Raw genomic sequence first — 20,413 nt, 5'->3', positions numbered from 1 at the left:
GGGTTGAGGCGCTGGGCCTGGGCCTGCATGGCCCTGACTCGCTGGGGGGGCAGTCGGGGGGGCGGGCCGCCGCTGAGCATGCCGTCGAGAATGCGAATGTCGCGGCTCAGGGCCCATAGCAATACCGGGGGTTCAACGCCCTCCGCACGCAGGGTCTGGATGATATGCAGCACGCGCTGGGCGTTCCCCTGGGCAGTGGCTTCCGTGAGATCGAAGGGCGAGTAGCGACTGGAGTCGCCCACCGCCTGTTGCACGTCTTCCGGACCGACCCGGCCGTCTTCCACCAGCAGGGTAAGCTTGTCCACTTCCTGGGCGGCGGCCAACAGGTTGCCTTCGCTGCGTTCGATCAACAGGGCCAGGGCATCCTCCGTTGCGCTGAGTCCGCGGCTTGCCAGGCGGTCTTGCAGCCAGTTGCGCAGGCCGGCACCTTCCACCGGCCAGACTTCAATCACTGCGCCCACTTCGTCCAGGGCTTTCACCCAGGCGCTGTTCCAGTCCTTGCGGCGATCCAGTTTTGAGCAGCGGATCAGCAGCAAGGTGTCATCGCCGGGGCTGGCCAGAACATCGCGGAGGATCTGGCTGCCGGCCTTGTCCGGTCGCTTGTCGTTAAGCACCAGTTCCAGAATCCGGCGGCCACCGAACAGGCTCATGCTCTGGGATTCGTTGAGCAGGGCATTCCAGTCGATGCCGGTGTCGGAAGAGAAACGGTGACGCTCGTCAAAACCCTGATCCCGGGCGGCGCGGCGCAGGTCGTCGAGCAGCTCGCCCTGTTGCAGCGGCTCATCGCCGGCCACCAGGTAGGCGGGCAGTAACCGGTCGGCCAGATGTTTGCCAAGCTGCTCCGGGCGCAGGCGCATCAGTAGGTCTCCCAGCCCTCGGAGGCGGCGGCAATCTGGTTGATCAGCCGATAAGCCATATCCAGAAACAGGTCGTCACGGACCAGTTGCTCCTCGTCGGAGGAGGCGGTGGCGTTTTCCGGATACCAGGGCAGGTTGCGCAGGGTCATCATGCGCGTGGGGGTGGTCAGCAGGGCACCACTCTTGCGGTCCTTGATATGCCAGCGCAGGGTGTAGCGAAGTTCGATTTCCGCCTGACGGCCCTGGGCATCCACCGCGGAAGTACGACGCATCCAGTCCTCATCATCAATGACCAGGATGTAAGGCGCCTCGCTATGTACCAGCACGCCCTGGTCTTCCAGTTCATCTTCCAGGGTGTAGCGCAGTTCCGTGGAGGCACCGCTTACCGTCAGGGTTTCCATGGAGGGTGTGCTGGTGGTGCCGCGCAGTTGCCAGCCGCAGGCACTGAGGGCAAGCCCCAGCACCAGCAGGAGGATCAGGCGCGTTGTGGGGCGCAGGGTGGATGTCATAACCGCCTCTCAGTTGGCAACGATGTTGACCAGTTTACCCGGTACCACGATCACCTTGCGGATGGTTTTGCCGTTGGTGAATTTCTGCACATTGGGCTCGGCCTTGGCCAGGCTTTCCACGGTGTCCTTGTCGGCGCTGGCGGGCACCTCGAGCTTGGCGCGTACCTTGCCGTTAACCTGTACCACCAGTTCGATGCTGTCTTTCACCAGCGCGCTTTCGTCCACGTCCGGCCAGGCGGCATTGAGTACCGCTTCATCATGGCCCAGGGCCTGCCACAATGCATGACTGGCGTGGGGGGTGATGGGCGCCAGCACCAGTACGGCGGCTTCCAGGGCTTCGTGCTTCACGGCGGCGTCGCCATCGAATTTGCTGACGTCGTTGATCAGCTCCATCACTGCCGCAATGGCGGTGTTGAAGGTGTGACGCCGGCCAAAGTCGTCGCTGACTTTCTGGATGGTTTCGTGGGTCTTGCGACGCAGTGCCTTGGCATTGTCGTCCAGGTTGTCCACGTTCAGTGCACCCGGCAGGCCGGTTTCCACGTGTTCTGCCACCAGACGCCACAGGCGTTTGAGAAAGCGGAAAGCGCCTTCCACGCCAGAGTCGTTCCACTCCAGGGACTGCTCCGGGGGTGCCGCGAACATCATGAACAGGCGCACGGTGTCGGCACCGTATTCCTCGATCATTTCCTGCGGGTCCACGGTGTTGCCCTTGGACTTGGACATCTTGGCGCCGTCTTTGAGCACCATGCCCTGACAGAGCAGTTGCTTGAAGGGCTCGTCGGATTCCACCAGGCCGGTGTCGCGCAGCAGTTTGTGGAAGAAGCGCGAATAGAGCAGGTGCAGGATGGCGTGTTCAATGCCGCCCACATATTGGTCCACGGGCAGCCAGTAGTTGGCGGCTGCCGGGTCCAGCATGGCCTGGTCGTTCTGCGGGCAGCAGTAACGGGCGTAGTACCAGCTGGATTCCATGAAGGTATCGAAGGTGTCGGTTTCGCGCAGGGCGGGTTGACCGTCAAAGGTGGTCTTGGCCCACTCCGGGTCAGCCTTGATGGGGCTTTTCACGCCGTCCATCTCTACCTCGGTGGGCAGCACCACCGGCAACTGGTCTTCCGGTGTGGGGTGCAGTTCACCGTCTTCGGTTTCCACCATGGGAATGGGGGCGCCCCAGTAACGCTGCCGGGAGACACCCCAGTCGCGCAGGCGATAATTCACTTTTTTCTCGCCCAGGTTGCGCTCGCTCAGCCAGGTGGCGATGGCGTCGAAGGCCTCGGCGGAGGTCTTGCCGGTGAATTCCCCGGAGTTCACCAGTTTGCCTTTTTCGGTGAAGGCTTCGCTGTCCAGATCGATGGACTCACCCTTGGCCGGTTCAATCACCTGCTTGATGGGCAGGCCGTATTTTTTGGCAAATTCGTAATCCCGCTGGTCGTGGGCGGGCACGGCCATGACGGCACCGGTGCCGTAGCTCATCAGCACGAAGTTGGCTACCCAGACCGGGACCTGTTCGCCGCTGATCGGGTGAGTCGCGGTGAGGCCGGTGTAGATGCCTTTCTTTTCCATGGTGGCCATATCGGCTTCGGCCACCTTGTTGTGCAGGCACTCTTCCACAAAGTCTGCCACTTCATGGTTGGCAGCCGCGGCTTTCTTTGCCAGCGGGTGCGCCGCCGCCACGGCCACGTAGCTCACCCCCATCAGGGTGTCCGGGCGGGTGGTGTAGACGCGCAGCGGCGCTTCGCCCTGAATGGCGAATTCCATTTCCACGCCTTCCGAGCGACCGATCCAGTTGCGCTGCATGGTCTTGACCTGTTCCGGCCAGCCATCCAGCTGGTCCAGGTCTTTCAGCAATTCATCGGCGTAGTCGGTGATCTTGATGAACCACTGGGGAATCTCTTTCTGTTCCACCAGGGCGCCGGAGCGCCAGCCGCGGCCGTCGATCACCTGCTCGTTGGCCAGTACGGTCTGATCGATCGGGTCCCAGTTCACCGTGGACATCTTGCGATACACCAGCCCCTTCTCGTAGAGCTTGGTGAAGAACCACTGTTCCCAGCGATAGTATTCCGGCGTGCAGGTGGCCAGCTCACGATCCCAGTCGTAACCGAAGCCCAGGCGCTGCAGCTGGCCGCGCATGTAGTCGATGTTCTCGAAGGTCCATTTGGCCGGCGCCACCTTGTTCTTGATGGCAGCGTTCTCGGCGGGCAGGCCGAAGGCGTCCCAGCCCATGGGCTGCAGCACATTCTTGCCCAGCATGCGCTGGTAACGGCTGATCACATCGCCGATGCTGTAATTGCGCACGTGGCCCATGTGCAGTCGCCCGGACGGGTAGGGGAACATGCTCAGGCAATAGAACTTTTCCTTGCCGGCCTCTTCGGTGACCTTGAAGCTTTGGTTATCCTCCCAGTACTGCTGGGCTTGGGCTTCGACTTGATCGGGGCGATACTGTGCGTCCATCGGCTCTCTACTGATCAAAAAAATACGGGAACATCGCGGTTGCGAAGGGGACATAGGATACATGAGCTTAGCCCGGATTTCTCACCGGTCTGCACCCGAAACGTGTCGGCTGGGTAATCATCGCGAGCGGGAGTGCCCATGGCGCTGACCTACCTGGTACTGCTGGTGCTGGTGGGGGGTACCTTGCCGGCCGTGGTCCGCAGTCTGCTGCCCCCGCTGCCACGGCGCATTACGGGTATTACTCCCCAGGCGGTGGTGGTGCTGGGTGCCGGGCGGCGCCAGCGCAATGGCCAGTTTTCCCTGACCACCCGTGGTCTGAGACGGTTACAGTTGGCGGCGGAACTGGCCCACGAGCATGGCTTGCCGCTGCTGGTCAGCGGTGGCATCAGCGGCACGCCCCATGCGGATGATGAACCCACTGAGGCCCAGCTGATGGCCGAGCTGGTGCGCCGGCGCTGGCCAACCATGACAGTGCTGGAGGAAGGGGAAAGCCGTAATACCTGGGAAAATGCCGTGCACTGCGGCGAGTTACTGGGGCAGCGCGGCATCGACGAGATCATCCTGGTCAGTGACCGGTCCCATCTGCCCAGGGCATTGCTGTGTTTCCAGAGCCAGGGGGTGATGGCTCAGGCCGCCTGGCGCAAGCGGCTGCCAAAACAGGAATGGGTGCCTTCCGCCGGGGCCTTATCCATGGTGCCGGAGATCTGGTACGAGTGGCTGGCGCTGGTGTGGTATCACCTGCGGTATCTTTAGGGTGACGCAGGCGATTGGCGGCAAGCTGCGGAGGTAGTTGCGAGGTACGAGTTGCGAGGAGCGAAAGGCGATACGGGTTTGCATTTCGCTCCTCGCAACTCGTAACTCACTGAATGTCTGTTGTCAGTGTGTCCTAGGGTGAGGCGTCAGGCTCTTCCTCCCGCAAACTCTCCGGCGCCAGCACTTCCATGGCCTGATAGTGACTCAGATATACCCTGCCGGTAAGCACCTTCTGAAAGTCAGTTTTTATCAGCACGTCCATCACTGGACCCTTTACGTTGGACAGGTTCAGGGTCACGCCGGCGTCCTTCAATCGTTCGTTCAGGCTTTCCAGACTTTCCACGGCGCTGGCATCCAGATGGTTGATGCCGGAGCAATGCAGCACCACATGCTGAATCTGCGGGTGGGCCTGGGCCTCGTCGTAGATACGGTCTTCCAGGGTGCGGGCATTGCCAAAATAGAGGGATTCATCCACCCGGATGGAGAGCACGGCCTCGGTGAGCTGGACGCTGTGGCGATCCATGTTGCGAAAATGATGGGTGCCGGGAATCCGGCCCAGTTCGGCCACGTGGGGCTGACTGGTACGCCACATGAACAGCGCCACGGACAGCACCACTCCCAGCAATAATCCGCTTTGCACATTGATCAGCAGCACCCCGACCAGGGTGGCGGCCATGGCCAGGGCATCCGGTCGGCTGAAGGCCCACAGGTGTCTCAGCTCCGACAGATTGATCAGCGGCAGGATGCCAACCACGATGATGGCCGCCAGGGAGGCCAGTGGCAGCAGCTGGAACCATCCGGTAAAGAACAGCGCCACCAGGGCAATGCCGATACCGGTGAGCAGGCCGGCCATGGGTGTGCGGGCGCCGGCCTGGTAATTCACCGTGGTGCGAGAAAAACTGCCGGTCACAGCAAAGGCACCGGAGAGGCCACTGCCAATGTTGGCCAGTCCCAGCCCCATCAATTCCCGGTTGGCATCGACCCGTTCGCGACGTTTGGCGGCCAGGGCCTGGGCCAGGGAAATGGATTCCACAAAGCCGATCAACGCCAGCAATGCGGCCGGGGTTATCAGGTCCTGCCAGTGCATGGGGTCCAGCCCGGGCAGGGAAAAATGGGGGAGCCCTGCAGGGATGGAGCCGACCACGGCAAGACCATGGCTATCCAGCGACAGGGATGCGGTGAGCAGCGTGGTGACCAGCACGGCCACAATCGGTCCGCACTTGCTGACAAAGGCTACCAGCCAGCCGGGCAGCCGGGTGGCCTCCAGGGGGGCGGCCAGATATTTCGGAATCAGCAGGCAGGCAATGGCGATCAGGCTGATGCCCAGTGTCAGCCAGTGAGTCTGGGACAGGTTCTGGCCCAGGGTCTGCGCCAGGGTCACCAGTTCTTCGCCGGAGGCGTCGATGCGCAACAGGTGCTTGAGCTGGCTGGCGGCAATGAGAATGGCGCAGCCGCTGATGAAGCCGGTGATCACCGGGTGGCTGAGCAGGTTGGTGAGCCAGCCCAGCCGCAGGATGGCCATGGCTATCAGAAACAGCCCGGATAGCAGGCCCATGCCGATGGCCGCCTGGATAAACAACTGCGGATCGCCCTGGGCCAGGGTGCCCGCCGCAGAGGCAGTGATCAGTGAGGTGAGGGCGGCGGGGCCCACGGACAGGGTGCGACTGGTGCCGAACAGGGCGTAGAGAATCAGCGGCAGGATGCTGGCATAGAGCCCGGTTTGTGGCGGCATGCCGGCAAGCATGGCATAGGCCAGCCCCTGGGGGACCAGCAGAATAGTGACAATGATGGCGGCCAGCCCATCGCCGGCCGCCTGCTCGCGGTTGTAGCTGGCGAGCCAGTCGCTGGCCGGCAGCCAGCGAAAACGGCGGCCGGCCTCGGCCATGGTTACTGGCCCCGACGCTGGTCCAGTCGACCGGCAAGCTGGCTCAGGTCATAGCCGGCCTGTTCGGCGGTGCTGAGGATGCTGGCGTTGTCCAGCTCGTCCGCCTGGGTCAGGGCCCACAGGGTGGTGCAGCGGGTACCGGTGCGGCAGAAGGCCAGCACCGGCTGCTCCGCCAGAGAAACGATGGCGTCAAAGCCGTCAATGTCCACGTCGGTGATGTTGTTGCCGACAACCGGTTGGTGGGCATACTCAAGACCGGCGGCCTCGGCGGCGGCGGCCAGCTCTGCGCTGGATGGCTGGTCTTCGCTTTCGCCATCGGGACGATTGTTGATGACGGTCTTGAATCCGGCTCTGGCCAGTTCGGCCATGTCTTCAGGCTGTAGTTGTGGGGCCACAGACAGACTTTCGGTAAGGCGATTGATGGTAGCCATGAAAACTCCTTGCGAATGAAGGCTCAGCTTAACCTTGTCAGACAGGGCTGCAAGGGGGAGCGGGATTTTCCTCAATGCTTTCCGGTGCCAGCGCGCGTATGGCCTGATACTGGGTGAGAAAGATCTGTCCGGTCAGTAATACCGGTAGGGTAGTGTGCTGCAGCTGGTCCATGACCGGTCCCTTGATCTCGGAAAGGTGCAGGCGGATACCGGCATCATCCAGACGCTGGTTCAGACTCAACAGGCTATCCACGGCACTGGCGTCCAGGTGATTGATGGCGGTGCCCATCAGTATCACATGCTCTGTCTGTGGTCGCAGCAGGGCGGCATCGTAGAGGCGGTCTTCCAGGCCCCGGGCATTGGCAAAATACAGGGATTCGTCGATACGTACGCTCATCACACGGGGAGAAACGCGCACCTGGTGGCGCTGCACATTGCGGAAATGCTCGGTGCCTGGCACCAGGCCCACTTCGGCCACATGGGGCTGATTGGTTCGCCACAAATACAGGGCCAGAGAGGTGATCACCCCGGCCAGCACGCCAGCTTCCACGCCCCAACCCAGGACCCCGACCATGGTGATGGCCATGGCGGTGAAATCCAGTCGGGAGAAATGCCAGGTGTGTTTCAGCGCTGGCAGGTCCACCAGCGATAGCACAGCGACCACAATGGTGGCGGCCAACGTTGCCTTGGGCAGGTAGGTGAAAGCGCCGGTCAGAAACAGCGCGGTGAGAGCAATGCCGATGGCAGTGAATACGCCGGCCATGGGGGTGCGGGCGCCGGCATCGAAATTCACCACGGAACGGGAAAAGCCCCCGGTCACCGGAAAGCCGCCACTGAAGGCGCTGGCCAGGTTGGCGCCGCCCAGCCCCATCAGTTCCTGGTTGGCGTTGATGCGCTGGCGACGTTTGGCCGCCAGGGTCTGGGCAACAGAAATAGATTCCACAAAGCCGATCAGGCTGATCAGCAGAGCGGGCAGCAATAATGCCTGCCAGAGGCCGGCATCAAATACGGGTAATGACAATGCGGGCAGGCCTTCGGGAATATGACCGACAATGGCCATGCCGCCGCTATCCAGTTCCAGCATGGCCACGGCCAGGGTGGAGCCTAGTACGGCGATGACAGGTCCTGCTTTACTCACCAGGTCGGACCAGAAGGCATTGAAGCCGAGTTTTTGCAGTAACGGCTTGAGTGCCTTGCGCACCCAGAACAGGAAGGCCGTCACCAGCGCACCGAGTACCACGGTGGGCCAATGGGTTTGGGGAAAATGCTGTGTTAGCGATCGGCCAAGCTCCACCAGGTTATGGCCCGACAAGGGAATGCCCAGCAGATGCTTGAGCTGACTGGCGGCAATCAGCAGGCCGGACGCGCTGATAAAGCCACTGACCACAGGGTGCGATAACAGATTGGCAATCCAGCCCAGTCGAAGCAGGGCCATCACCATAAGAATGGTGCCGGACAGAAAAGCCAGAATGACAGTGGCTGCCAGGTATTGTTGACTGCCGGCCGTGGCTACCTGACTGGCTGCAGCAACGGTCATCAGCGAGGCTACCGCCACCGGGCCCACCGCCAGGGTACGGCTGGAACCGAGCAGGGCATAGACAACCAGTGGCAGGATGCTGGCGTAGAGGCCGACTTCCGGCGGCAGCCCGGCGAGCATGGCATAGGCCAGGCTCTGGGGAATCAGCATGATGGTGACGATCACCGCTGCCACGCTATCCCGGGCAGCGGTCTCGCGGTTGTAGTGGGGCAGCCACTGGGCGGCGCCCAACCAGGTGGGCAGTTTCATCTTGCCATCCCTTGTTGTGTCACGCCTCAGAGCTTCCCTGGCCTGGCCAGCCACTCATGGCCCTTTAGCATCAGCTCGAAGTAGATTTTTGGCATGGCATGACGTTTCAGCCACCACATACTGCTGCGCGGTACTGTGGGGTCGAGCGGGAAGCTGGGTTGCAGTTTGCCCTGATAGCCAAATTCGGCCAGCACGACCTTGCCTTTTTCCACGGTCAGCGGGCAGGCGCCATAGCCTTCATAGCGGGCGGTCGGCGCTCGATTCTCCAACGCAGCGCAAAGATTTTCCGCGACAACCGGCGCCTGCTTGCGCACGGCGGCGGCGGTTTTGGCATTGCTGGCGCCGCAGGCATCGCCCAGGCTGAATACATTGGCAAAACGGGGGTGCTGCAGGGTGGCTTCGTCCACGGCGACCCAGCCGGTCTCGTTGGCCAGCTCACTGTCGCGCACAAACCGTGGGGCCCGTTGTGGTGGTACCACATGCAGCATGTCGAAGGGCTCGGTGTGCTCGGTGCTGATGCCATCGCCATTGGTGCGCCGGAAGATGGCTTCGCGGGCAGGGCCATCCACCGCGATCAAGGTGCTGCTGAAATTCAGGTTGGCCTTGTAGCGCTTCACATATTCCATCAGTGGCGGCACAAAATCCGCCACGCCGAACAGTACGGCGCCGGCATTGTGGAACTGCACATCAATGTTGCCCAGGGTGCCGGTGTTTTCCCAGTGATGACAGGACAGGTACATGGCCTTCTGTGGCGCCCCGGCGCACTTTATGGGCATGGGCGGCTGGGTGAAAAGCGCCCGGCCACGTTTCAGTTGTTGCACGCATTCCCAGGTGTAGGGCGCCAGTTCAAACAGATAGTTGCTGGTCACACCATGCTTGCCAAGGCTGTTTTCCAGACCCGCTATGGCGCCAAGATTCAGCTCCAGACCCGGTGCCACTACCAGAAACTGGTAGCTCAGAGACTGGCCATCTTCCAGGGTTACCTGATTGTGTTCCGGCTGCAGGCTGGTAACACGGGTGCGCAACCACTTGGCTCCGTTGGGAATCAATTTGCCGGTGGCTTTGCAGGTATTGGCCGGGTTGAAACAACCGCCACCCACCAGGGTCCAGGCGGGCTGGTAAAAGTGCCGGTCATTGGGCTCCACGATGGCCACGGACAGGTGCGGCTTGCGCTTGAGGAGGCTGGCAGCCGCCGCAATGCCGGCGGCGCCACCGCCGATCACCACTACGTCCCACAGGGTCGGTGTCATGGTCATCGCCTCTTACAGTGCGTTCAGCGGGATTTTCAGGTAGCTCACGCCATTGTCTTCCTCGGGAGGAAGGTGGCCGGCGCGCATATTGATCTGCACCGAAGGCAGAATCAGTCGCGGCATATCCAGGGTGGCATCGCGTTTTTCGCGCATGCTGACGAACTCCTCCTCGGAAACGCCTTCGTGCACGTGGATATTGTCGCGACGCTGATCGCCCACCGTGGTTTCCCACTGATATTCGCTACGGCTTTCCGGCAGATAGTCGTGGCAGAGAAACATGCGGGTGTCGTCCGGCAGGGCCAGGAGCTTCTGCACGGACTGGTACAGGGTGCGGGCATCACCGCCGGGGAAGTCGCAGCGGGCGGTGCCATAGTCCGGCATGAACAGGGTGTCGCCCACAAACACTGCATCGCCGATCACATGGCTTATGCAGGCTGGGGTATGCCCCGGGGTGTGAATGGCCCGCGCCTCAATATTGCCGACCTGGTAGGTGTCCCCATCGGCAAACAAGTGATCGAACTGGCGGCCGTCTCGGGCGAACTCGGTGCCGGCGTTGAAGACCTTGCCGAAGGTCTCCTGCACGGTACGGATATGTTCACCGATCGCCAGCTTGCCGCCGACCTGTTCCTGAATCCAGGGCGCCGCGGAAAGATGATCCGCATGGACATGGGTTTCCAGCAGCCAGTCCACAGTGAGCGCTTCCTGTTTGACGTAGGCCACGATCTGGCTGGCACTGTCATGGCGGGTGCGCCCGGCTTTGGGGTCGTAGTCCAGCACGGAATCCACAATGGCGCAGCGTCGGGTCTGCGGGTCCGTGACAACGTAGCTGACGGTGTTGGTGTCGTTATCGAAAAAGGCTTTGACGGTTGGGCGAGACATGCCAGTTCCCTCCTGTGGCTGGGTAGCATTCAGGCACAGTTATAGGAGGGAAGCAGGTAAAAGTCAAATTTGGAATAAGCTTATATTAAAAGGTTATATAGTGGTCTTTTTTTCCTTCCTTTCCAGAATGGCAGGCAATAACAACAACACTGAGAGCACCAGCCAGGGCCAGACACCCAGCGCCATAAAGGGGGTAATGCCGGTGCGTGGCTGGTAGTGGCTGTACAGCACGTCACGCTCGAATTGGGGCAGGGCATCCACAATCCGGCCCTGATGGTCGATGACGGCAGTGACGCCATTGTTGGTGCCACGAAGCAGCCAGCGGCCGGTTTCCAGGGCCCGCAGACGGGCCATCTGGAAATGCTGGAGCGGCCCGGCGGAGGTGCCGAACCAGGCGTCGTTGCTGATGGTCACCAGCACATCCGCATCATGGCTGCGGCTGGCCACCAGTTGCGGATAGAGAATCTCGTAGCAGATAAACGGCGCCACGGTATGGCCCAGCACCTGCAGGTTGGGCTGGGCCGGATCGCCCGGCGTAAAGCCGGACATGGGCAGATCAAAGAAGGGGATCAGGCCGCGTATCAACGATTGCAGGGGAACGTATTCGCCAAAGGGCACCAGCTTCTGTTTGTGGTAGACCCGTTCACTGCCGTTGTTGCCATCACGCAAGGGGATGGCGGCAATACTGTTGCGGTAGGTAATGCCGGCATCGCTGACGGTGCGCCAGGGAATGCCGGTAATCAGGGCGCCATTGCGGTCTGCCAGTTGCGCGCCCTCGTCTTCGATAAAGTCGGTGATGCTCTGGTAGAACTCGGTCATGGCCGATTCCGGCCATAACACCAGGGTGTCCCCGGGAATCTCCCGGGTCAGTTCATGGTAGATACGTCGCGTCTCGCCGCGCATGGAAATCTGCCACTTCAGATCCTGGGGGATATTGCCCTGCACCAGCGCCACTTTCTGGTCCGGGCCGGCGGCATGGGTAAAGGTCAGAAAATGCGCGGCCGTGGCGGTGATCAGAACCAGCGCGGACAGGCCGGCGGCAACCCAGCGGAGCGCGCCCGGCTGGCGGAGCTGGATCAGGGTGGCACTGATCAGCACCGTGGCCAGGGTCAGCAGCCAGACCCCGCCCAGCGGCGCCAGGCTGGCCAGCGGAGTATCGATAAGTGCATAGCCGGCATACAGCCAGGGGAAGCCCGTCAGCAGCCAGCCACGCAGCCAGTCCAGCAGTAGCCAGACGCCGCTGAATACCAGTGCCGAGCGTCCCAGGCGCCAGCTCAAGGAAAATGTCAGGCCGTAGAAGAGGGCCAGAAAGGCGGCGAAAATTGCCGTAAAGGGAATCGCCATCCATAGCGGCATGTAGCCATAGTCGTTCATGGACACATGCACCCAGGAGACACCGAAGCCGAACATGCCCAGGCCGTAGAGCCAGCCGCGCAGGAAGGCCTCCTTGCCGGTAGCCGCCTGTTGCTGGCACCAGAAGCCGGCGGCCACGCTGACGAACAGCAGTGGCCACAGGTCATAGGGGGCGAAGGCAAGCGGGAATAGCAGGCCGGCAATCAGGGCCAGCAGACGGTGACGCATGGAATTCCTCGTTTCAGGGTGGCGAGCAGGCCGTCTGGCCAATACGGCTAGAGTCCCTACAAAAATACGAATAAAGTATCAATCACAACCTATAATCAATCTTGCCCTGCCTGCGGATCAAGGCGGGGCGCCAGTGGTGGGCAACCATGGTTGCTGTGCCACCTTGTGAATGCTTGGGGGCATCATAGTGAAACACTATTGCAAGTACCATCCGGGGACGGAGGCGCTATGGTATTGCAGCCATGATGGACTGCACTTGTGTCAGCAATGTGTGGAGAGCCGGGAAGGTAGCCTGACAGAGGCCCGTTGTCTGCTCTGCAACCAGGAGCTGCAAAGCACCGCGCAGGGTCAGGGTGGGCCGTTGTGGCGACAACTGGACCGGTACCTGCGTTACCCGTTCGCCCCATTGCTGTTGCCGGTGCTGCTGGTATGGGCGTTGCTGGCTGCGTTGGTGCCACCCTTGCCGGTGATGGTCCCGGTGGCTCTGTTGGGGGGCTTGCCGGCCTGGGGATTTGGCCGGGCGGTGATGGCATTGCGCAGTCACCCCGGAAAAGCACGCAAAATCGCTGTGCCGGGGTGGGACTGCCTGTCTGATATGGCAGGGTGGAGGGCGGCACTGCTGCAGGCATTGCCGGCGTTGATGGTGATGGTGCCCGCCGGCTTCATGCTGGTGTGGGTATCGGTGTCTGCAGGCTTGCTGATCGGTGCGCTGGGCTTGTTTCTGGTGCCGGCCTTCTGGCTGGCGATCCAGGTCCAGGGGGCGCAGCCCGGATCCTTTGCGGCAGCGTTGACCTACATCTTCTCGGCGCCCCGGGATTATCTGGTCGCCGGGTTGTTGGCCTCTGTGGGTTGGTTGCTGGGGGTAGCGTTGGTGGCAGTGGCCGTGGATGTGATGCCGCTGCCTTTGGCCCAGGGGGTTGCGGGTGCGCTGGCTGCCCTCTGGTGGCTGGCGCTGGCTTGCCTGTGCGGCGATATCCTGGCCCGTCATGGTCGCCTCTGGGGGCTGGATCAAGGTGTAAGGAAAGCCAGTGCACCGCTGGAAGAGCGGCGTCAATGGGTGCAGCTTTGTGCCGGCCGCTTCGACAAAGTGCTATTGAGTACGGGCAAAAGCCTGACGCATAAAGGCGCCACGGTGGCAGACTGGCAACGCTATGATCGCCTGCTGGAAATCACCGGCCGGGAGGATGAACGCCGCAGCCAGGCACCGGCCTATCTGGAAAAAATGGTGCTTGCTTCTGCCTGGTCCGAGGCGCTGGTGTTGCTGTCTCGTGAGCGGGAAATTACCCCCGGCTGGCTGCCCGCATCACCGTCCCTGCGTCTGGCTCTGGCCCGGGGTATTCACAAGCAGGCGCCGAAAATGGCGGTGGCGTTACTCAAGGATCTTCACGACCGATACCCGGACTTCAGCGAGTTGGGCGACGCCTATCTGTTACTGGCGAAGATCCTGGCCGAGCAATTCGGGCTCGCCGGCAAGGCGGAACAGTATCTGCGTTTTGTGGAAAGCCAGTGCCGGGATGCGAAGCTGCGCAAGCAGGTGGCGGACTACCGCGCGGCGTGGGGGTAGGGCTACGAGCGACGCGCGTTGGATAGAGAAAGGGCCGAGAGTTGCTCAAGCTCCGAGCCTTCTTCGAAGTCGCTGTAGGAACGGAGCGCAGCGGAGTAACGCACGTTGTGCAGTGCGGCCCGAAGGGTGAGCGAAGCGAATAATACCTCTTGAGGTGCGAACCGCGCGTGCGCGGAAATCGCCCGCAGGGCGATCAGGAATCTCAGGGTTCGACAGGTTTCAGAAGGAATGGAGGATCGATTTCAATCTTTCCCGACTCGCTACGCGCGGTTCGCATGTCGCAGATCCCCCTTGGGGGCAAGCATAGCTCCTACATAAAGGAGAAAACCTCGCCAAGGCTCGAGTCGCGCCGCAAGCGACGCTCCTACAGCCTTTGGTCGCGGGTATGGCGCTGTTGCGGTCCTTCCCGCGTTCCCGCTATGGCTCAAGCGCCTTGGCCCGGTGCCCCAATCCTTCCCGAAGTAACGCCTCGCGCAATGCCTGCAGGGCCGGTTTGCGAGTGTCGTGGTGATCCAGGCTGGCGGCCAGGGCTTCCGCCTGGGCAAATTCTCCGGCCCGGGTCAGGGTGGTCACCAGGGGCCAGCCGATGGCGGCGGGCAAGGTCGGTCCCTGTTGCTGGCGGAACTGTTGCCAGTGGCCGGCGACCTGTTGAGGTTGGCCCTTTTCGGTGGCCGGGTGGGCAAACAGGCGATGGGCAGTGTGGAGCCAGTCGTTGCTGTGCTGGCCCATGCGGTGGGCAGTGAACAGGCCGGTGAGGGCGTCAAAGTGATCCGGGTGTCGCTCAATCACCTGCTGAAAGGCGTCAATGGCGGCCGCCGGCTGGAGGCTGCCCAGGGCCTCCCAGCCGCGTTGCAGGGTTTGCTGATCCTGCGGGTCCGGCATGACGATCTCGATGTCTTGAGCCGGTTCTGCCGGGCGCATGAACTGCACCAGCAGGATGCCGCCGCCAAGAGCCAGCATGCCGGCGGCCAGGTAGGCCGTGGCGGGCTGGCTTTGCCAGGCCTGCAGGACGAGCAAGGCCAGTGGAATGATCGCCAGGGCGGCGGTGGGCAGGGCGATCGTGGGCCACGCCCTGCCGGGTACCGGAAAGGATAATCGGGTGCGCCAGCCCTGCAGTCCGAGGAAGGCTCCATACCAGACCATCAGGGCAGGGGTGGCGCCATGAAACGGCGTTTGCCCGGCCCGGGCCAGCATCAGGTAGCCGGCTCCAGCCAGCAGGCAGCCCAGCAACCACAGTGTCAGCACCCGGCCATGACCCAGGGTCCGTTCCAGAGAGGATGCCAGTGGCATCAGCGCGAGGAGGGTCAGAGCGGTCAGCCACAAGGGGCCGCCGGTGAAGGGGGCGGTGAAGAAGCGGGCCGGACGGGGGCTGCTGTCTGCTAGTCCCCAGCGATACAGGTTGCTGGCGGCGAGCTGACCGGGTACCTGCTGGCGCAGGGCGGACCAGGTGTCTCTCTGGGCCGGCGACCAGAAATCCCGGGCACGCTGTTCACTGTCGGTGACGAAGGCGGGGGAGAGCATCGCGGCGCTGAATGCATGGACATCACCGGCGGCCAGCTGCTGTTCCAGTTGACCGGCGAGTTTGCCCTGGCCATTGAAGCGCAGCCAGGACAGGTAGTTATTCCATTCCAGGGTCTGCAGGCCACTGTGTTGATACCAGCCGAGGGCAGGCTGGGGCGTTTTCGCCGGGTTCAGCAGCGCGCCCAGCAGAAGGGCAACCACAATGGCAGCCACCACCCAGGGCGCGTTTGCCAGCATGGCGATGGAGTCAGCTTTCGACCTCGGTGGTAGTGGCATCGTGGTTTTCCCCCGGCGGTGTCACCCGCAGCAATCTTATTGTTCTGCCGTCGGCGCTGAGCACGGTGAAGAGGTAACCATCCAGTTCGACGCTTTCATCGCGGCCCGGTAGTCGACCGAATTTCTGCATCACTAACCCGCCGATGGTATCGAATTCCTCATCGCTGAACTGACAGCGGAAGTGCTCGTTGAAATCATCGATGGGGGTCAGTGCCTTGACGGTGTATTCGTGGTTGTCGAGATCCTTGATCAGGTAATCTTCTTCTTCCACGTCGTGCTCGTCTTCAATCTCTCCGACGATCTGTTCCAAGACATCTTCAATGGTCACCAGCCCGGCCACGCCGCCATATTCATTGACCACTATCGCCATGTGATTGCGGCTGATACGGAATTCACGGAGCAGCGAATCGAGCCGTTTGGATTCCGGTACTACCATAGCAGAGCGGATGTGGTCCTTGATGGAGAAACGGTCCATACGGGCCGGTTCCAGGATCAGCGGTAGCAAATCCTTGGCCAGCAGGATGCCGATCACTTCGTCCGGGTCGTCGCCCAGTACCGGGAAACGGGAGTGGGCACAGTCGATAATGGTGGGCAGGAAATCCCGTGGGTCGGAGCTGGCCTTGATGCTGACCATCTGGGAGCGGGGAATCATGATTTCGCGCACCTGCATGTCCGCCACACAGACTGCGCCTTCGATAATCCCCAGGGTGTCCCCGTCGATAATGTGGGAATCGCGCATGGAGCGCATCAGGTCCAGCAGTTCGTTCCGGTCTCCGGGTGTGGAGGAGAAAAACTGGCCGACACGCTCCAACCAACTTCGGCTGGTACCGTTATCCGAATAGTCGTCCGACATCAGGGGTGAAGCTCCGTATTGTTCTCAAGGTGGTAAGGGTCGGCAAAACCCTGTTCATTCAGGGCGCGGATTTCCATGGCTTCCATGATCTGCGCGTCGTCGTCGTCAATATGATCGTAGCCCAGCAGATGCAGTACACCGTGGGTCACCATGTGGGCCCAGTGGGCTTCCAGTGTCTTGTTCTGTTCCATGGCCTCCCGCCGCACTACCGGGGCACAGAGAATGATGTCGCCGAGCAGGGGCTCCATGGCATCTTCCGGCAGCCCTTCGGGCATTTCAAACGGGAAGGACAGCACATTGGTAGGTTTGTCCTTGTCGCGGTATTCCCGGTTGAGGGTGCGAATTTCGTCCTCATCGACGATGCGCAGGGTGATGTCGCCCACCACGCCGCCGGCTGTCTGGGCAGCATGGCGCACCCAGTCGCATAACCGGGATTCGTCGGGGGCGTCCGGGGCGTCGCTGGCCCACTGGATATCAACGCTGGGTGTCGGTATCCCGTTCATGGCGGTCGTAGGCCTCTACAATACGTTGTACCAGCGGGTGGCGAACCACATCGCGGCTGTCGAAACGGGTCACGCCGATCCCTTTCACCCCGTCCAGGACTTCCAGGGTATTGACCAGGCCGGAGCGCTGGTGGCGGGGCAGGTCCACCTGGGTCACATCCCCGGTGATGACGGCGCGGGTGCCAAAGCCGATTCGGGTGAGGAACATCTTCATTTGTTCCGGGGTGGTGTTCTGCGCTTCGTCAAGAATCACGAAACTGTTGTTCAGGGTGCGCCCGCGCATGTAGGCCAGCGGAGCCACCTCGATCACCATCCGGTCCATCAACTTGGCCACGGTTTCAAAGCCAAGCATTTCATAAAGGGCGTCATACAGTGGACGCAGATAGGGGTCGATCTTTTCCGCCAGGTCCCCGGGCAGAAAACCCAGTTTCTCACCGGCCTCCACCGCCGGGCGGACCAGGAGAATGCGCTGGACTTCCGCTTTTTCCAGCGCGTCCACCGCGCAGGCCACCGCCAGCCAGGTCTTGCCGGTACCGGCCGGGCCGATGCCGAAATTGATGTCGTATTTGCGGACCTGTTTGACGTATTCGCGCTGGTGGGCACCGCGGGGCTTGATGCGCACTCGCTTGGTGCGGATCACCACCTCGTCACTGGGAAACGCCACGGTGTTGCCGGTGTGTTTTCCGGAAGCATGGTCGGCCACATTGGACTGCTGCAGATGCAGGTGCACCATCTCCGGGGTCAGCTCGGTGCCATCCCCGGTCTGCGCATACAGCTCACTGAGAATCGCCCCGGCAGCTTCCACGGAGGTGGCCGGCCCGGCCAGATGAAACTGGTTACCACGATTGTGGATATCCACATGCAGGCGTTGGGCAATCTGCTTGATGTGCTCGTCCAGGTGGCCGCAGAGACTGGCCAGGCGACGGGAATCGTTGGGTTCGAGGCTGATATGCTGGGAAGCGAGTGGTGTGTCCAAGATGGAAAACGTGGCCCCTTGGGCTGTTGCAGAGAGTTTCAGAATACCCCGAAGCGCGTTGTCGGGGAAGAAAAATCACCCGCGCAGCCTAGCCTTGTAGGGTGGCGGGTCGCAAGGGTTGATGGCGGCATGTCGGACAACCGGTCGCGCCGTGTTTTCTGAACGGGATACACTTTAATCGAGAATCATTACCTGCTGTTACATCCATCTCTCTGCGTTGGCGGTATCCGAAACAGGACCCGATTGTCCTGACTGGCCGGCGGCACGCCGGTATCGCTATCCAAGGAGAGATGACATGAATGTGAAAGGCAAAGGTTTGCTGTGGCTGTCGCCACTGGCCGTTGCAGTGACGCTGGCAGCCTGTGGGGGCAATGGCAGTGATCGCTCCCTGATCAATTCCCCCGATGTGGCCCAGGGGCCTGCATTGCTGGTGATGCACAATGGTGCTGCCAACGCCGGTCAAATCGACCGCCTGAATGCGGATCTGGAAGTGCAGACCACCTTCAATGCGGACGCCAATGAAGGTATCGCGCTGGATCTGTTGGGCAATCTCTATGCCGCCAACGACAGTAGCGGGGCGCCCAGTACCCTGCAGGTCCTTCATCAACTGGCAGAACGGACCGACGGCACGGCCCCGGTTGCCACTCTGGATCGCAGTGTCCCGGCACCGGGCTCCATGACACTGAAAGGTATCGCCATTGCCCATCAGGCCGGCCTGGTCATGGCTGCCAATATCGGCGGTAACAGCGTTGAAGTCTACGGCACCGCTGCCGGTGGCAATGCCGCGCCGCTTGCCTCCACGGCCCTGTCGGGCAATACCTGGGATCTCGCCTACGATGAGGCGGCGGATCGTCTCTTCCTGGCCATGACCAATGGCACTGTCATCGTGGTGGATGATTATGTGGCAGGGGGCTTTATGGCGACGCCGGCCCGTGTGATCACGCCGGATTCGGCCGGTACGGTTTCCAATCTGCACGGGATCGCCTACCAGGCTGACTCGGACACCCTGGTGGTCAGTGATGTGGGTGATGCGGCGGTAGCGGATGATGGCCGCCTGTACGTGATTGAAGAGGCCTCCACGGCCGAGGGGACGGTGACGCCTGCACGGACCCTGGCCGGCCCGGCAACCAAGCTGGGCAATCCGGTGGATCTGGTTCTGGATGACAGCACGGTGTACATCGCGGAAAAATCCAACGACGCCATTCTGGTTTACCGGAATGTGTTTTCCGGTGACTCCGGCGATATCGCGCCGACCAGGGTGGTCGACAGCATCAAGCCCGAATCCCTGGCCATTATTGTTGAACCGGCCTTGCAACCGGACCTGTCCGATATCGATAGCACCGGCACGACCTTCACCGGGGTTGCGGTGACCAGCAATCCTCCTGCCGCCCCGGGTGACCCGGATGTGGTGGTACTGGATCTGGACCTTGGCGCCATGCAGCGTGGCTTTTCCACCACGCAGGATCGTGAAAGCCTGGCATTCAACCAGATGGGCGACGCCTACATTACCTATGATTCCGGACTTGCCGTGATCAATCGTCTGGCCACGGGTCGCGATGGCGAGACCTTCACGCTCAGCCGTGACCGGCTGATTGAGGGGGCCGGCACCGGGCTGATGGCGCCGAAAGGGTTTGATGTGGCCGATGCCCTGGGCTGGGTGCTGGTGACTGACAATGGCAACCCGTCCGTCAGAGTGTTCGGTGCCCAGGCCGACGGCGATGTGGCGCCCCTGTTTACCACCACGCTCAGCGTGGCGCCCTGGGATCTGGATTATGACCCGGAGGCTGACCGGCTGTACGTGGCGCTCACCGACGGTACGGTGGCGGTATTCGACAGTTACAGCACGGCCCGTGGCAGTGCCGGCCCGGATCGGCTGATTACGCCTGCAGAAGGGGGCGTGGCATTTGCTGCTCCGACCAACCTGCATGGCATCGTCCATGTGGCAGAGACCGACCAGCTGATCCTGTCGGATGTGGGCAGCGGTGCCAATCCCACCGATGGCAAGTTGTATGTGCTGGATAACGGTTCAACCGCTGACGGTATCACCGATGTCACCGTGAATATCGATAACGGCGACAACAATTCGGTGGGTAGTACCCTGCTGGGTAACCCGGTGGATATCGCCTTTGATGGCCAGCACCTGTACGTGGCGGAGAAATCCCAGAGTGTGGTGCTGCGCTTCGATAATATCCTCAGTGCTGCCAGTGGCGATGTGGCACCGTCGCAAACCTGGAATCAGTCGTCACCGGAATCGGTGTCCCTGATTACGGATTCTCTTGGTCGCGCTCCGGAGTAACGTCTGGGGACCGTATTACGGTCCCCCTGTCCCGGGCCGCTTCGGCGG

16 protein-coding genes are annotated in these 20,413 nt (G+C 61.7%); 3 read left to right on the top strand and 13 right to left on the bottom strand.

Annotated elements, in window-relative coordinates:
- From holA to leuS, 3 genes are all read right to left on the bottom strand, one after another.
- Positions 1-857: DNA polymerase III subunit delta (gene holA / locus A3714_RS05155; protein ID WP_063527155.1), on the bottom strand; the 857-nt coding region annotated here is incomplete at its 3' end.
- On the bottom strand, positions 857-1,366 hold the full coding sequence (lptE, locus tag A3714_RS05150; protein ID WP_063508513.1) for an LPS assembly lipoprotein LptE: 510 nt from the start codon (positions 1,364-1,366) through the stop codon (positions 857-859). The genes holA and lptE, both read right to left, overlap by 1 nt.
- 9 nt (positions 1,367-1,375) lie before the next feature.
- On the bottom strand, positions 1,376-3,811 hold the full coding sequence (gene leuS, locus A3714_RS05145) for a leucine--tRNA ligase (RefSeq protein ID WP_063508512.1): 2,436 nt from the start codon (positions 3,809-3,811) through the stop codon (positions 1,376-1,378).
- A 138-nt stretch (positions 3,812-3,949) separates the two neighbouring features.
- Between leuS and A3714_RS05140 the strand changes: the two genes are divergently transcribed.
- Positions 3,950-4,564, top strand: a complete 615-nt coding sequence (locus tag A3714_RS05140) for a YdcF family protein (protein WP_062817473.1) — start codon at positions 3,950-3,952, stop codon at positions 4,562-4,564.
- Positions 4,565-4,697: 133 nt separating this feature from the next.
- Here A3714_RS05140 and A3714_RS05135 read toward each other — a convergent pair whose 3' ends face one another.
- The 6 genes from A3714_RS05135 to lnt all read right to left on the bottom strand — a co-directional run bounded on the left by A3714_RS05135 (position 4,698) and on the right by lnt (position 12,376).
- The gene (locus tag A3714_RS05135) at positions 4,698-6,449 is read right to left on the bottom strand and encodes a SulP family inorganic anion transporter (RefSeq protein ID WP_063508511.1); all 1,752 of its coding nucleotides are present in this window, start codon (positions 6,447-6,449) and stop codon (positions 4,698-4,700) included.
- 2 nt (positions 6,450-6,451) lie between these two features.
- Positions 6,452-6,880, bottom strand: coding sequence for a TIGR01244 family sulfur transferase (locus A3714_RS05130; protein WP_063508510.1), 429 nt, complete (start codon positions 6,878-6,880; stop codon positions 6,452-6,454).
- Positions 6,881-6,917: 37 nt separating this feature from the next.
- Positions 6,918-8,666 carry a SulP family inorganic anion transporter gene (locus tag A3714_RS05125; RefSeq protein WP_063508509.1) on the bottom strand — a complete coding sequence of 583 codons (1,749 nt, stop codon included), beginning with the start codon at positions 8,664-8,666 and terminating at the stop codon, positions 6,918-6,920.
- Between the two features lie 26 nt (positions 8,667-8,692).
- Complete coding sequence (locus A3714_RS05120; RefSeq protein ID WP_231866146.1) at positions 8,693-9,916, bottom strand: FAD/NAD(P)-binding oxidoreductase; 1,224 nt, start codon at positions 9,914-9,916, stop codon at positions 8,693-8,695.
- 12 nt (positions 9,917-9,928) lie between these two features.
- Complete coding sequence (locus tag A3714_RS05115) at positions 9,929-10,795, bottom strand: MBL fold metallo-hydrolase (protein WP_063508507.1); 867 nt, start codon at positions 10,793-10,795, stop codon at positions 9,929-9,931.
- Between the two features lie 93 nt (positions 10,796-10,888).
- A complete protein-coding gene (gene lnt, locus A3714_RS05110; RefSeq protein ID WP_063508506.1) occupies positions 10,889-12,376 on the bottom strand; it encodes an apolipoprotein N-acyltransferase in 1,488 nt (495 codons plus the stop codon).
- Positions 12,377-12,632: 256 nt separating this feature from the next.
- On the opposite strand from lnt, the gene A3714_RS05105 reads away from it, so the two are divergent.
- On the top strand, positions 12,633-13,940 hold the full coding sequence (locus A3714_RS05105) for a hypothetical protein (protein WP_231867824.1): 1,308 nt from the start codon (positions 12,633-12,635) through the stop codon (positions 13,938-13,940).
- A gap of 417 nt (positions 13,941-14,357) precedes the next feature.
- On the opposite strand, the gene A3714_RS05100 is transcribed toward A3714_RS05105, so the two are convergent.
- Genes A3714_RS05100 through A3714_RS05085 form a run of 4 tightly spaced genes read right to left on the bottom strand, consistent with a single transcriptional unit; the run spans position 14,358 to position 18,069 of the window.
- Positions 14,358-15,737: a rhomboid family intramembrane serine protease gene (locus A3714_RS05100; RefSeq protein ID WP_063508505.1), complete on the bottom strand. Its 1,380-nt coding sequence runs from the start codon at positions 15,735-15,737 to the stop codon at positions 14,358-14,360.
- Complete coding sequence (locus A3714_RS05095; protein WP_062817465.1) at positions 15,709-16,590, bottom strand: HlyC/CorC family transporter; 882 nt, start codon at positions 16,588-16,590, stop codon at positions 15,709-15,711. The genes A3714_RS05100 and A3714_RS05095 overlap by 29 nt, the downstream gene beginning before the upstream one ends.
- Positions 16,590-17,093 (bottom strand): rRNA maturation RNase YbeY, encoded by a 504-nt coding sequence (gene ybeY, locus A3714_RS05090; protein WP_062817464.1) that lies wholly within the window; start codon positions 17,091-17,093, stop codon positions 16,590-16,592. Before ybeY ends, A3714_RS05095 begins: the two co-directional genes overlap by 1 nt.
- On the bottom strand, positions 17,065-18,069 hold the full coding sequence (locus tag A3714_RS05085) for a PhoH family protein (RefSeq protein WP_062817463.1): 1,005 nt from the start codon (positions 18,067-18,069) through the stop codon (positions 17,065-17,067). The genes ybeY and A3714_RS05085 overlap by 29 nt, the downstream gene beginning before the upstream one ends.
- 295 nt (positions 18,070-18,364) lie before the next feature.
- Here A3714_RS05085 and A3714_RS05080 point away from each other — a divergent pair, with 295 nt between their 5' ends.
- Positions 18,365-20,365, top strand: a complete 2,001-nt coding sequence (locus A3714_RS05080) for a hypothetical protein (RefSeq protein ID WP_063509452.1) — start codon at positions 18,365-18,367, stop codon at positions 20,363-20,365.
- Positions 20,366-20,413: the final 48 nt, after the last annotated feature.

The sequence above is a fragment of the Alcanivorax sp. HI0007 genome (assembly GCF_001635525.1).
Classification (GTDB): Bacteria; Pseudomonadota; Gammaproteobacteria; order Pseudomonadales; family Alcanivoracaceae; genus Alcanivorax.
The sequence above is the reverse complement of the archived record's forward strand: the minus strand, read 5'-3'. Positions and strand labels throughout refer to the sequence as shown.

Coding starts and splice junctions, on each gene's coding strand:
- lptE (WP_063508513.1), bottom strand. CDS start 1,366: ATGACATCCACCCTGCGCCCCACAACGCGCCTGATCCTCCTGCTGGTG.
- leuS (WP_063508512.1), bottom strand. CDS start 3,811: ATGGACGCACAGTATCGCCCCGATCAAGTCGAAGCCCAAGCCCAGCAG.
- A3714_RS05140 (WP_062817473.1), top strand. CDS start 3,950: ATGGCGCTGACCTACCTGGTACTGCTGGTGCTGGTGGGGGGTACCTTG.
- A3714_RS05135 (WP_063508511.1), bottom strand. CDS start 6,449: ATGGCCGAGGCCGGCCGCCGTTTTCGCTGGCTGCCGGCCAGCGACTGG.
- A3714_RS05130 (WP_063508510.1), bottom strand. CDS start 6,880: ATGGCTACCATCAATCGCCTTACCGAAAGTCTGTCTGTGGCCCCACAA.
- A3714_RS05125 (WP_063508509.1), bottom strand. CDS start 8,666: ATGAAACTGCCCACCTGGTTGGGCGCCGCCCAGTGGCTGCCCCACTAC.
- A3714_RS05120 (WP_231866146.1), bottom strand. CDS start 9,916: ATGACACCGACCCTGTGGGACGTAGTGGTGATCGGCGGTGGCGCCGCC.
- A3714_RS05115 (WP_063508507.1), bottom strand. CDS start 10,795: ATGTCTCGCCCAACCGTCAAAGCCTTTTTCGATAACGACACCAACACC.
- lnt (WP_063508506.1), bottom strand. CDS start 12,376: ATGCGTCACCGTCTGCTGGCCCTGATTGCCGGCCTGCTATTCCCGCTT.
- A3714_RS05100 (WP_063508505.1), bottom strand. CDS start 15,737: ATGCCACTACCACCGAGGTCGAAAGCTGACTCCATCGCCATGCTGGCA.
- A3714_RS05095 (WP_062817465.1), bottom strand. CDS start 16,590: ATGTCGGACGACTATTCGGATAACGGTACCAGCCGAAGTTGGTTGGAG.
- ybeY (WP_062817464.1), bottom strand. CDS start 17,093: ATGAACGGGATACCGACACCCAGCGTTGATATCCAGTGGGCCAGCGAC.
- A3714_RS05080 (WP_063509452.1), top strand. CDS start 18,365: ATGAATGTGAAAGGCAAAGGTTTGCTGTGGCTGTCGCCACTGGCCGTT.